General features: G+C 48.5%; 11 protein-coding genes. 3 read left to right on the top strand and 8 right to left on the bottom strand.

The annotated features are described in order from the left end of the window. Positions 1-26: 26 nt before the first annotated feature. The 8 genes from nuoH to dxs form a co-directional block, all read right to left on the bottom strand. Positions 27-1103 carry an NADH-quinone oxidoreductase subunit NuoH gene (gene nuoH, locus BN161_RS01310; protein ID WP_044262323.1) on the bottom strand — a complete coding sequence of 359 codons (1077 nt, stop codon included), beginning with the start codon at positions 1101-1103 and terminating at the stop codon, positions 27-29. Between the two features lie 100 nt (positions 1104-1203). Then, positions 1204-2796: an NADH-quinone oxidoreductase subunit D gene (locus BN161_RS01305; protein WP_044262322.1), complete on the bottom strand. Its 1593-nt coding sequence runs from the start codon at positions 2794-2796 to the stop codon at positions 1204-1206. A gap of 30 nt (positions 2797-2826) precedes the next feature. Then, a complete protein-coding gene (locus tag BN161_RS01300) occupies positions 2827-3420 on the bottom strand; it encodes an NADH-quinone oxidoreductase subunit B (protein WP_007215268.1) in 594 nt (197 codons plus the stop codon). Beyond that, positions 3408-3761, bottom strand: coding sequence for an NADH-quinone oxidoreductase subunit A (locus BN161_RS01295; RefSeq protein WP_044262321.1), 354 nt, complete (start codon positions 3759-3761; stop codon positions 3408-3410). Before BN161_RS01295 ends, BN161_RS01300 begins: the two co-directional genes overlap by 13 nt. A gap of 115 nt (positions 3762-3876) precedes the next feature. Continuing rightward, positions 3877-4254, bottom strand: a complete 378-nt coding sequence (locus BN161_RS01290) for a hypothetical protein (protein WP_044262320.1) — start codon at positions 4252-4254, stop codon at positions 3877-3879. 102 nt (positions 4255-4356) lie between these two features. Then, on the bottom strand, positions 4357-5808 hold the full coding sequence (locus tag BN161_RS01285; RefSeq protein WP_044262319.1) for a TrkH family potassium uptake protein: 1452 nt from the start codon (positions 5806-5808) through the stop codon (positions 4357-4359). Between the two features lie 39 nt (positions 5809-5847). Continuing rightward, positions 5848-7188, bottom strand: a complete 1341-nt coding sequence (gene trkA, locus BN161_RS01280) for a Trk system potassium transporter TrkA (RefSeq protein WP_044262318.1) — start codon at positions 7186-7188, stop codon at positions 5848-5850. A gap of 43 nt (positions 7189-7231) precedes the next feature. Continuing rightward, positions 7232-9139 carry a 1-deoxy-D-xylulose-5-phosphate synthase gene (gene dxs / locus BN161_RS01275; RefSeq protein WP_044262317.1) on the bottom strand — a complete coding sequence of 636 codons (1908 nt, stop codon included), beginning with the start codon at positions 9137-9139 and terminating at the stop codon, positions 7232-7234. Positions 9140-9336: 197 nt separating this feature from the next. On the opposite strand from dxs, the gene BN161_RS01270 reads away from it, so the two are divergent. From BN161_RS01270 to BN161_RS01260, 3 genes are all read left to right on the top strand, one after another. Further along, on the top strand, positions 9337-9807 hold the full coding sequence (locus BN161_RS01270; protein WP_044262316.1) for a DUF6078 family protein: 471 nt from the start codon (positions 9337-9339) through the stop codon (positions 9805-9807). Between the two features lie 267 nt (positions 9808-10074). Further along, positions 10075-11064, top strand: a complete 990-nt coding sequence (locus BN161_RS01265; RefSeq protein ID WP_044262315.1) for a GSCFA domain-containing protein — start codon at positions 10075-10077, stop codon at positions 11062-11064. Then, entirely contained in the window at positions 11040-13577 is a 2538-nt protein-coding gene (locus tag BN161_RS01260; protein WP_044262314.1) for a bifunctional UDP-N-acetylmuramoyl-tripeptide:D-alanyl-D-alanine ligase/alanine racemase, read from the top strand. Before BN161_RS01265 ends, BN161_RS01260 begins: the two co-directional genes overlap by 25 nt. Positions 13578-13695: the final 118 nt, after the last annotated feature.

Genomic DNA, 13695 nt, shown 5'->3' with positions numbered 1-13695 from the left:
GGAACCCTGCCTCGGCGCTACGCCGGCTAAAAGTGCAGTTTAAATACAACAATCAGTACCATCAGGATGAGGTTTACCATCGAGATGGGTACCAGATACTTCCATTCCAATGCCAGGATCTGGTCGATACGCAAGCGGGGGAATGTCCATTTAATCCACATCAGCAGGAATACTACGAAGAATGCCTTGCCGAAGAACCAGATGAAGCCCGGAATATAATCCATCACAGCGTTGAAGCCATCCAGCCCTACAATATGAAACGGCATCCAGCCGCCCAGGAAGATGGTGGCAGCCACGCTGGCTACAATAAACAGGTTCAGATATTCGGCCAGGTAGAAGAAACCGAAGTGCATACCGCTATATTCGGTGTGGTATCCTGCCGTCAGTTCACTTTCCGCTTCCGGCAAGTCGAACGGACCACGGTTGCACTCCGCGTTTCCGGCTATCAGATAGATAACGAAAGCGATCACTGCCGGAATGTGTCCTTTGAAGATGAACCATCCGTCAGCCTGTCCTTCTACAATTTCAGAGAACTGCATTGTACCCATCAGCACTACCATAGTCAATATACTCAGTCCTACAGACAACTCGTACGAGATGATCTGTGCTCCGCTTCGCATGGCTCCGATCAATGAAAACTTATTATTGGATCCCCAGCCGGCCAGCAGAATACCCAGTACACCTATACTGGATGCTGCCAGCAGGAAGAATACACCTACATTGAAATTCAGCACTTCCATACCTTTATTGATAGGGAGGCAGGCAAATGTCAGGAATGAAGCTATGATCACCATGAACGGTGCCAGGTTGTAGAGGAAACGGTCGGCAGCTTTCGGAGTGAAGATTTCTTTGGTCAGCATTTTCAACACGTCGCAGATGACCTGAATGCTACCCCATTTACCTACACGGTTCGGACCGAGACGGCACTGGAAGAAAGCACATATCTTGCGCTCCATGTAAATCAGAATGATGGCGAGTACGGCATACATCAAAATGATGCACACGCCTATCACTACACATTCGAGGAATATCGCCAGACCTTCCGGCATCAGGGAAGTCAGCGTCTGGTGTATCCAGTTGGTTACTATACTAAAGTCAAACACGTTATTCTAGTTATTAGGTTTTAAGTATTAAATATTAATTGGCTGCGTCCTCATTCTGCATAGAATTAATACTTAATACTTAATAGTTAATACTTAATACTTACCTATCAATATCCGGCACTACGTAATCCAGCGTTCCCCCGATTGCAATCAGGTCGGCAATCTTTGCTCCGCGGCAAATGGTATCTACGGTGCTTACCAGCGGTAATCCCGTGCTGCGGAAATGCAGACGGTACGGAGTCTTGTCGCCGTGGCTTTCCAGGAAGACGCCGAACTCACCACGGCTACCTTCTACGGCAGTATAATACTGTCCTTCGGGTACACGGATGATGGGTTTCATCTTTTCCTGATACGGGCCTTCGGGGATGTTATCAATGAGTTGCTCAAGGATATTCATACTTTCCATGATTTCGTCCATACGAACCATGTAGCGTGCCCAGGAGTCGCCTTCGGTATAAACGATTTCTTTGAAGTCCACTTTGTCGTATACTCCGTAGGGATGGCGTTTACGGACGTCGCAAGCCCAGCCGCTGGCACGTCCTGTACCACCTGTAGCTCCGAAAGCGATGGCATCTTCACGGCTCAGTACTCCTACGCCTTTCAGGCGCTGCCGGGCAATGATATTGCCGGTGAACACCTCATGATATTCGTGGATGATGCCACGCAGGTAGGGGATGAACTCTTTCACTCGTTTCTGGAAGTTGGGATGCAGGTCGGCCTGCACGCCACCGATAGTGTTGTAGTTCATAATAAGGCGTCCGCCGCAGGTTTCCTCGAAGATGTCGAGTATCTTCTCGCGGTCGCGGAAACCATAGAAGAATGCGGTCAGGGCACCAAGGTCCATTGCGAGACAGGAGTAGAACAGCAAGTGAGAGTCTATACGTTGCAATTCGTCCATGATGGTACGGATATACTTCACGCGGTCGCTCACTTCAATGCCCATAGCCTGCTCGATGCATGCGCAAAGGGCGTGGCGGTTCTGATGTGCGCCCAGATAATCCAGACGGTCGGTCAGTGCCAATGTCTGCGGGTAGGTGAGGCTTTCGCACATCTTCTCGATGCCCCGGTGGATGTAGCCGCAGTTGGCGTCTATCTTCTCGATGGTTTCACCTTCCAGTGATACACGGAAACGCATTACGCCGTGCGTGGCAGGGTGTTGCGGACCGATGTTCACAACATATTCTTCGTCTCCGAAGAGTATCTGTTCTTTATTCTTTATTGTACCATCCGGGCTAAGTTCCAGTTCGGTAGTGGTATCAATGGTTTCTTCATTGTCCATACGTAGCGGATTGTCCTTTTCCGGATCATTGTCCTTACGCATAGGGTGTCCTACCCAGTCGTTACGCAGGTAGAGGCGGCGCATGTCGGGATGTCCGATGAAGACGATACCGTAGAAATCGTATACTTCACGCTCCAGGAAATCAGCTGCTTTCCAGATGTCACTGACACTGGGTAACTCGGCATTCTCGCGGTCCAAGGTAGCGGTGCGTACGACTAAACGTTCTCCGGTAGTGGTGGATTCCAGATGATAAACCACTCCTAAACCACGCGGCGTGTCCGGCGTGTCTTTGTCGGTTGTTTCTCCCCAGTCCATACCGGTCAGGCATTCCAGAAAGTCCATCTGCTGTTCTTGGCGCAGGCGGAGCATTTCGGCATGCAAGTCCGCAGGTTCTATAAATCGTATATTATCCATATTTTGATTATGTTTCGTTATTGTAGCTCATCACTCGTCACTATCCGGTTTCGGTTCCTTCCGGTTCACTCCGCCGAAGAATTTCTCTATCTTCACTTTGCGTTGCAACTGCATCATGCCGTAGTAGAACGCTTCCGGACGGGGGGGACATCCCGGGATGTACACATCCACCGGTAGAATCTTATCTACTCCATTCACTACGTGATAGGATTTCTTGAACGGTCCGCCGCTAACGGCGCATCCACCCACGGCAACCACGTATTTCGGGTCCGGCATCTGATCGTATAGACGTTTCAGTACAGGCGCCATCTTATTTGTGATAGTTCCGCACACCATAATCATATCTGCCTGGCGCGGACTGGCACGGGCTACTTCAAATCCGAAACGCGCCATGTCATAGCGCGCGGCACCCAGTGCCATGAACTCGATACCGCAACAGCTTGTTGCAAACGTAAGCGGCCACAGCGAATTGCTGCGTCCCCAGTTGATGAAATCGTCCAGTACGCCGAGGGCGACATTGGCACCTCCGGCATTAAGTTCGCGAACGAGTTTCTCCAACGTTTCATTATCCGTAAATTCTTCATACGGGATAGACTTTATTTTGGGCTTTTTTATTCTTTCCATTCCAATGCTCCTTTCCGCCATGCGTAGGCAAGTCCTAATACCAGGATAAGTAAGAAAAATAAGATACTAAGCAATCCCGCTATTCCCAGGTCGCGGGCAATGACTGCCCATGGAAACAGAAATACCGTCTCCACGTCGAACATCAGAAACAGGATGGCAAACAGATAGTAACCCACCCGGAACTGCATCCATGATTTACCACGGGTAGGAATACCGCACTCGTACGCTTCCATCTTCTGTGGATTGTACGACCGGGGGGATATCGCCTTGGACAACGCGATAACAATACCCACGAAAGCAATTGCCGTCAGCAAGACGACTACTAACAAAGTAAAGCTCATAAATCTAATTAACTTTTAGATGTATATAATAGGATAGTTAGTCGAAGGTAGCAATACCTCTGAATTGCCTTCGACGGACCTTGGCAAGCCTGTAGAACTTGCCTGACTTAGTTTATCAAATGATTATCTTTCTCAGCCCGAATACATAATAGGAGAGTGGGTCGGGCACAGGATAGAAAGCGGAATGCAACAACGGATTGCTAGTCGGCGAATCGGCCAGCCAGTACATCCGGAAGTAATTCAGCAAAATGAAAAAACTCTTGTTGCCGGGCACCTGTGTGCTGTCCACATTGTCCATATATAAGGGCATGGACGAGAAATGATTGTATATATTACGAATGTTTTGCTGATGTGAGGTAGGAGCCTGAGAAAGGAAACAGCGTTCGCTGTCGTTGCTTATCAAAGTGCACGATATACCCGCCGCCTGAGCTGCACCGTCGTATAATAATACGCCGAGTAGGATAATCATAAAGTATTTTATGCACTGTTTCATTCAACTACTTTTTCATTCGGCTGCAAATGTATAACAAATATTGGCTATTTTGTTATATAGAGATGGCAAATAAGTCTCTTTTTAGCACTTTTTTGCCTTATATCAACTTCTTCTCCAGAATTCCGGAGTGAAAAGTAATAATACGGTAAATAATTCCAGACGTCCCAGCAACATAAGGAAAGCCATTAACCACTTCGCCACATCGGGCAGTGCATTCCATGAGAAGGCGGGACCGGTTTCTCCTAACCCGGGTCCCATGTTGCCGATACTGGATATCACGCACCCCACAGATTCTACAAAACCAATGCCCATTCCCATCATAATCAATACGCTGATGATAATGATTACTGTATATATAAAGCAGAAAGCCAGTACTGTAGATTGTATGGAGGGGGAAATCACCTGCTTGTTGATACGTACCGGAAGTATTGCGTTAGGGTGGAGGATATGTTTGAATTCATTGCGGGCCACTTTGCCGAGGATTACCATACGGATACATTTAAGACCACCCGTTGTGCTTCCCGCACAGGCACCCATCAGCATGACGATGGTTAGCAAACCCCACGTCACGGCGGGCCACAACATATAGTCGTCCGTGGCGAATCCTGTGGAAGTGTGCAGTGAAATAACCTGGAACAGTGACTTGCGGAATGCATCTTCCATACCTATGGGGTTGGAATAATAAAGTATCACTGCAATCAGGCCGGTAAATAGTACTACCGACCAGAAATACCACTTTAACTCAGCATCGTGGATAACTTTCTTGAACTTTCGGTTGACAAAGAACAGCAGTAACGTGAAGTTAATACCGGATATGAACATGAAGATGGATATTACATATTCAATATAGGGTGATTGGTAGTAAGCTACACTGGCTTGCTTGGTGGAGAATCCACCTGTGCCTGTAGTGGCAAAGGCATGGCAGACACTGTCGAACCAGTCCATTCCCCCCAGCATCAGCAGGGCGACAAGGATACAGGTGATACCTGCATAAATGCTCCAGATCCATTTGGCTGTGATGCCGATGCGCGGATGCACTTTGTCATGTGTAGGTCCGCTGGCTTCGGCGGCAAACACTTGCAAACCGCTGACACCGAATATCGGAAGGATGGCGATGGTGAACATGATAATACCCAAGCCGCCTATCCATTGTGTCATGCTGCGCCAAAAGAGCAGACCGTGGGGGAGTGCTTCGATGTCATCCAATATTGTAGCGCCCGTGCTGCTGAAGCCGGACATCGTTTCAAAGAAGGCGTTGGTAATGCTGGGTATATATCCACTGATGTAGAACGGTAACATACCGAAAAGCGAGAAGGCTACCCAGGCAAAGCTGACGAGTACATATCCGTCCCTGCGTGTCAGTTGGCGGTCACCGCCTTTGCCCATGGCTGCTAGGAGTAGTCCGGCGCCTGCCGTAATACCTGCTGATACCCAGAAATCTACCAACGCTTCATCCTGGTAATAGAATGAAACGCCCGAGCAAAGCAATAGCATCACCGTCTCCAGCAATAGGAGGATACCGATAATCCGTATAACCGTCTTGAAATTAATCATATCATATGAATGAAGAGTGTTCTTTTTTTAGTTCTTCATTTAATTAAAGTATTTCTCAATCTTCTTAATCATCATGCTCAAACAGAAGACTACCACGTGGTCACCGGGTAATATCTGCGTATTACCCGTTACTACGACTCCTTCGCCCTGTCGGATCAATCCGCCGATAGTGGTTCCCTTCGGCAGCCCGAGGTCCTTAACCGGGTGTTTGGTAATTTTAGAGTCGGCTTTCACGGTGAACTCTGCAACGTCGGCATTGGCAAAGGTCAGGCATTTTACGTTGCTGACGTCGGCATCCAGCATCATCTGATAGATGTGGCTGGCGGTAATCATCTTCTTATTGATTACCGTACCGATGTCGAGGCTCTCCGCCATACCTATATAATCTATATTTTCTACTTCCGCCACCGTCTTGCTGACGCCCATACGTTTGGCGGCAAGGCAGGAAAGAATGTTTGTTTCCGAATTTCCAGTAAGGGCTACGAAGGCTTCCGTGTTCTTCAGACCTTCTTCGATAAGCAGGTCCATATCGCGTCCGTCTCCGTTGATAATCATAACCTTATCATCAAGAAGTTCTGTCAGGCGGTTGCAACGGTTCAAGTCGTTGTCTATGATCTTCACCTGCATATAGTCGGGTACATATTGGGCGGTTCGCACGGCAATGCGGCTTCCACCCATGATCATTACGTTGCGTACATCGGCATAATCTTCCTTTCCGGCTATCTTACGTATATAAGGTACATACTTGCGGGTAGTGGTGAAGTAAACGATGTCATGCAGTTTGATTACATCGTCACCGCGCGGAATCAGTGTTTCGTTGCAACGTTTGATGGCTACCACGTGATAGGGTTTGTCTGTTTCGGCAAGCTGGTGCAGAGGAATATTCAGTATTTCCGCTTTTTCACGCATCTTGGTACCGATAAGTATCAGCGATCCGCCACAGAATTCCCACCATTGGCGCACCCAACTCATACGTATGGAAGATACGATTTCTTTAGCGGCAAGCATTTCAGGGTAAATCAATGAGTCAACACCCAGTTTCTTGAAGAATTCCTTGTTCTTAGGCAGGAGATACTCGTAATTGTCAATACGGGCAACGGTCTTTTTGGCACCGAGGTTGGTGGCCAGCATACATGCGGTCATGTTACGGCTCTCATCGGGAGTGACGGCTATAAACAGGTCAGCATCTCTAGTCCCCACTTCTTTCAATCCCTGAATGGAAGTAGGCGATGCCGTGACCGTCATTAAATCGAAGTTGGAACTAAGCGTGCTCAACCTCTCTTCATTGTCGTCCATCAATATGATGTCCTGCTTCTCGCGAGACAACAATTTTGCCAAGTGTGTGCCTACTGCGCCGGCACCGGCAATAATAATTTTCATTGCTCTTTATTACTCTTTCAACTGGCAACAACCTGTAGCCATTTTATGTTCTTTCCTTTATTATAGCAGCTAAGATTCCTTCCTCATCCATGCCACACAGATGATACAACTCCTGTATCGTGCCGTGTTCTATAAACGTATCCGGCACGCCTATGCGGTGTACGTGCGGCGTATATTCGTTGTCGGCCATAAATTCCAGGATGGCAGTCCCCATGCCACCTTTCCGTATGCCGTCTTCAATGGTGATGATGCGGGAAAATGAACGTCCTATTTCGTGTAGCATCTCTTCGTCCAGTGGCTTGAGGAAACGCAGGTCATAATGTGCTATTGAGATGTTTTTTTCTTTTTCCGCCCGTTCGATGGCCTTTGCGGCAATGTTCCCTATCGGGCCGAGGGTAACGACTGCCATATCTTTACCGTCCTTCAGCTTGCGTCCTTTGCCAACCGGAATTTCTTCCAACGGGCATTTCCAGTCCTTCAGCACGCCGCGCCCACGGGGGTAGCGGATAACGAACGGACCTTTGTCCGGCAGCTGTGCCGTGTACATGAGGTGGCGTAGTTCGTGCTCGTTCATAGGCGAGGAAATCGTCAGGTTGGGGATGGGGCGGAAGTAGGCCAGGTCGAACACGCCGTGGTGAGTCGGTCCGTCTTCTCCTACCAGCCCGGCGCGGTCCAGGCAGAGCACAACGGGAAGTTTGAGTATGGCGATATCATGAATGACATTGTCGTAAGCACGTTGCATGAATGACGAATAGATGTTGCAGAAAGGTTGCATCCCTTCTTTGGCCATACCGCCCGAGAAGGTGGCTGCATGTCCTTCGGCAATACCTACGTCAAAAGCACGGTCGGGCATTGCCTGCATCAGCATATTCATGGAACACCCTGTAGGCATGGCGGGAGTGACGCCGACGATGCGTGGATTCTTTTCGGCAAGTTCCACCAGGGTTTCTCCGAAAACGTCCTGATACAGCGGTGGCAGGTTGTGTGTATCCGCCGTGAAGCGTTCACCCGTTTCGGGATCGAACTTTCCCGGTGCATGCCAGATGCCCGGAGCCTTCTCGGCAGGTTCGAAGCCTTTCCCTTTAATGGTGTGCAGGTGCAGGATTTTCGGTCCCTTCATATCTTTGATGTCCCGCAGGATACGTGCGATGTTCTTCACATCGTGTCCGTTGACGGGGCCGAAGTAGCGGATATTCATTCCTTCGAAGATATTCTGTTGTTGGGCGGCTATCGATTTCAGGCTATTGCCAAAACGTATAAGAGCCTTACGGCGATCTTCGTTGAGGATGCCCACTTTGAACAGCATCTTGGATACTTTGAAGCGGAGCTGGTTGTATCGGTTTGAGGTGGTCAGGTTGAAGAGATATTGCTTCATGCCGCCTACACTGCGGTCTATGGCCATCTCGTTATCGTTCAGAATGATAAGCAGGTTGTTGGAACTTGCTGAGGCATTGTTCAATCCTTCGAATGCCAGTCCGCCGCTCATGCTGCCGTCGCCAATTACGGCAACCACATGGCGGTCTTTTTCTCCTTTTTCTTCTGCCGCTACCGCCATGCCGAGAGCCGCCGAAATGGAGTTCGAAGCATGTCCGCAAGTGAAAGTGTCATAATCGCTTTCATCGGGAGAGGGGAAAGGGCGGATACCCTTGAATTTCCGGTTTGTGGAGAATGTCTCCCGACGTCCGGTCAGTATCTTATGGCCATACGCCTGATGGCCTACGTCCCACACGATGCGGTCATAAGGAGTATTGAACACGTAATGCAGGGCGACGGTCAGTTCTACCGTCCCCAGGCTGGCTGCAAAGTGTCCCGGGTTGCGCGAAACTTCTTTAATAATGTCCTGCCGCAATTCTTTGCAAATCTCCGGAAGCTGATCAACGCTTAGTTTACGCAGATCTTCGGGATCAGAAATAGAATTTAGCAAGTTATATGTTGTTGGTTCTGTCTTCATCTCTGTTCTGAGGATTACAAATTGCAAAATTAGTAAAAGAAAACGGAAGGTATTCCCTTTTTTTGGGAAAAAATACGTGTTACTGCTTCTTTCACCTTGGTTCTTCAGCCTTTTATCTCATGATTCGATAACTATTCCCTTTTGAATTGTTCCATCTGAATAGATTCGCTACATTTGCACCTGCAAAACAGAATAATATGAAAGCTTACTTTAATTATGATATGGTGCCTTTGAATTATATTCATTGTCTCAATTCCGCCTGTACGCGAGGCGAAAGTTGTTTGCGCCACCTTGTCGCGTTGCATGTGCCGCAGAATTTGAAGAGCGTTGTGGCGGTAAACCCGTCCAACTATCCGGCGGATGCCGGAAGTTGCCCCTACTTTCGGAGCACCGTGAAACTTCGCTATGCCTGGGGCATCAGTACCCTTTTCGATAACATTCCTTATAAGAAAGCCTTGATGCTGAAAAGGATGGTTCGCGATATCTATCCCCAAACCACTTATTACCGTATCTTGCATGCGGAACGTGGGCTCTCGCCGGCAGAACAGGAGCGGATTGCCGGACTTTTCCTGCGGGCGGGTATCACGGAAACTCCCGTGTTCGACAGTTATCTTGAGGAGTATGATTGGGATGAATGTCATGTGCCGAAAGCGAGAACCACGCTCTAACTTCTTGTCTGACAGAAGGGTTGGGGTCCCACGTGGCTTGACCGTAGTGGGACACTCGTTCAGTCCCGGTGGGAGGGTATTTCAGTCGTAGTGAGAGGGTACTTCAGTCGTAATGGGAGGGTACCTCAGTCGTAGTGGGAATACCGCTTACTCCTATCGTCTGGCCGGTTATCCTTCTTTTCTTTTGTATCTTTAGGGTGGATTGATTAGTTTTGTAGCGGCAACGAAAGCTGTTTTTTCACTTTCATAATTCTTAATTATTCACTTATGAACTTTTTTACTTCCGTTGAGTTGCCTTCCGGCATGCCACGTTTCACTCAGTCGGACGAGTTTCTGCTGATGGGTTCTTGCTTTGCCGCCCATATCGGTGCGTTGCTGGCAGATGCCAAGTTTCGTTCGGATATGAATCCTTTCGGGGTTCTTTATAATCCGTTGTCGATTTCGGCAGCTTTGCGCGAGGTGGTGGCGGGCAGGATTTATACGGACGAAGACTTGTTCTTCTTCCGTGAGTGCTGGCATAGTCCGATGCATCATGGCGATTTTTCTTCTCCCTTGGCAGAAGAAGTGTTGCAGCGCATCAATACCCGTCTGCAAACGGCGCACGAACGTATCCATCACTTGAACTGCCTGATGCTGACTTTTGGTACAGCGTGGGTGTACGAACAGAAATCCACGGGACATGTGGTTGCCAATTGCCATAAACAGCCGGAGTCTGTTTTTACCCGTCGCCGGCTCAGCGTGCAGGAGATTGTATCGGATTATACCTCTCTCTTCTCCGGTCTGATTGCCCGTAACCCAAAGTTGAAAGTGATTCTTACGGTCAGCCCCATCCGTCATGTACGCGACGGAATGCACGCTAACCAATTGAGTAAAGCTACACTTTTGCTTGCTATCGATCAGTTACAGGCTTCATTTCCCGAACATGTCTTTTATTTTCCGGCTTATGAGCTCTTACTCGACGAGCTACGTGACTATCGTTTTTACGCTGACGACATGGTGCATCCATCCCCCCTGGCGGTGCGTTATGTATGGGAGAAGTTTGTGCGGATCTGTCTCTCTGAGGATGCGTTAGAGATTATGCAGGAAAGTGAAAATATCAATAAAGCGCTATCCCATAAGCCTTTTCATCCTGAGTCAGACGAGTATAAGCGTTTTTTAGGACAAATTGTGTTAAAAATCGACCGACTTAACAAAAAATACCCGTACTTAGATTTCAAAAAAGAGAAAGATATATGCCGTATACGATTGAAACAATAGCCGAACGCATCGGTGCACGACGTGTGGGGGACACGCCGGCAACCATAGATTGGTTACTTACCGATAGCCGTTCCTTGAGTTTCCCCGAAGAAACCTTGTTTTTTGCCTTAACTACCAAGCGTAATGATGGCGCACGCTATATACCTGACTTGTATTCACGCGGTGTTCGCAATTTTGTGGTCAGCAAAGAAACCCTTCAGGCAATTGACAATGGACAATTGACAATTGACAATTCTATGCAGCGTGATGGTGCGCAGCCCATTGTCAATTGTCAATCGTCAACTGTCAATTTTTTAGTGGTCGCCAATCCGTTGAAAGCTTTGCAGAAGTTGGCGGAACAACACCGTGAACAGTTTCAGATACCGGTTATCGGCATAACGGGCAGTAACGGAAAGACGATTGTAAAGGAATGGCTGCATCAATTGCTCAGCCCTGAGCGGGTGATTGTCCGTTCGCCACGCAGCTATAATTCACAGATCGGCGTGCCGCTGTCCGTCTGGCAGATGAACGGGCAGTCCGAACTCGCTATTTTTGAAGCTGGAATTTCGGAGATGGGGGAGATGCGTGCCTTGCAGAATATTATCAAACCTACCATCGGCATACTGACCAATATCGGCGGAGCTCATCAGGAGAACTTCTTCTCTCTGCAAGAGAAGACCATGGAAAAACTGTCGCTCTTCAAGAACTGCGATGTGGTGATCTATAATGGCGATGATGAATTTATCAGCAATTGTGTGGCGAAGTTCATGCTCAGTGCCCGCGAAATCGCGTGGAGCCGGAAAGATATGGAGCGTCCCCTGTTTATAAGTAAGGTGGAGAAAAAGGAGGATTGTACCGTGATCTCTTATCGTTATCTGGAGATGGACAACACCTTTATATTGCCTTTCATTGACGATGCTTCCATTGAGAACTCGCTGAACTGCCTGGCTGCCTGTCTTTATCTGATGCTTCCTGCCGAGAAGATTACGGAACGTATGGCGGCGCTGGAACCGGTGGCTATGCGCCTGGAAGTGAAGGAAGGTAAGAACGGTTGCCTGTTGATAAATGATAGCTATAACAGTGATCTCGCTTCACTGGACATTGCGCTTGATTTCCTTTACCGTCGTTCGCAGAGTAACGGACTGAAGCGGACTCTCATCCTCTCGGATATACTGGAAACCGGACAGAATGCGCCGACACTTTACCGGAAAGTATCGCAGCTTGCCGGTAGCCGCGGCATTGAGCGTATCATCGGAGTGGGCAGTGAGATCTCTTCGTGTGCCGCGCGCTTTGACATCGAGAAGGCTTTCTATCCTAATACAGAGGCCCTGTTGCGTGCCATTTCCCGTGGGGAACTGCGGTTGGAGAATGAAATTATATTGATAAAAGGTGCCCGTCAGTTCGGCTTTGATGCCTTGACGGAAGAATTGGAGAAAAAGGTACACGAAACCATTCTTGAGGTGAATCTTGGAGCCATGATAGCCAATCTGAACTATTATCGCAGTCAGCTGCGTCCGGATACGAAGATGGTGTGCATGGTGAAAGCATCAGCTTATGGGGCCGGTTCGTATGAGATTGCCAAGACCTTGCAGGAACATCATGTTGATTTCCTGGCTGTGGCTGTGGCTGATGAAGGTTCCGAACTCCGCAAAGCGGGTATCACGGCAAGCATCATCATTATGAACCCGGAGATGACCGCGTTCAAGACCATGTTCGACTATAAGCTGGAGCCGGAAGTGTATAGCTTCCACCTGCTGGATGCACTGATTAAAGAGGCGGAGAAGGAAGGAATCACTAACTTCCCGATTCATATAAAACTGGATACGGGCATGCATCGCCTGGGCTTTGCCGCCGAAGATATGCCGCGATTGATTGAACGGCTGAAAGGACAGAATGCAGTGATTGCCCGTTCGGTATTCTCGCACTTTGTGGGTAGTGATGCGGCACAGTTCGATGCGTTTACACGTGGACAGATTGAAACGTTTGAGGCGGCATCCATGCAGTTGCAGGAAGCATTTCCGCATAAGATACTCCGGCACATCTGCAATTCGGCCGGTATCGAGCGTTTCCCGGGTGCACAGTTCGACATGGTACGCTTGGGTATCGGTTTGTATGGCATCAGTCCCATTGATAACAGCATTATCAATAATGTGAGTACACTGAAAACCACCATCCTGCAAATACGTGATGTACCCCAGGAAGACACGGTAGGCTATAGCCGCAAGGGACACCTGACGCGTAATTCACGAATTGCCGCATTGCCTATCGGATATGCCGACGGATTGAACCGTCATCTTGGCAACGGGCACGCCTATTGCCTGGTGAATGGCCGGCGTGCGCCCTATGTAGGTAACATCTGTATGGACGTTTGCATGATTGACGTTACGGACATTGACTGCAAGGAAGGGGATACTGTGGAGATTTTCGGTGATCATCTGCCTATTACGGTACTTTCCGATATTCTTGAAACCATTCCTTACGAAGTGCTGACAAGTGTTTCTACGCGGGTGAAAAGAATCTATTATCAGGATTAACCGTTTGTTAGTGAGTTGTATATGCTTCCCGATTATTCGGCTTGACGCAGAAAGTTTTCGTTTTAATCTGTGTAAATCTGTGTAATCTGTGGTGAAACTATTATATTTGCAACAAATT

The sequence above is a fragment of the Bacteroides timonensis genome, assembly GCF_000513195.1.
GTDB classification, from domain to species: Bacteria; Bacteroidota; Bacteroidia; order Bacteroidales; family Bacteroidaceae; genus Bacteroides; species Bacteroides timonensis.
The sequence above is the reverse complement of the archived record's forward strand: the minus strand, read 5'-3'. Positions and strand labels throughout refer to the sequence as shown.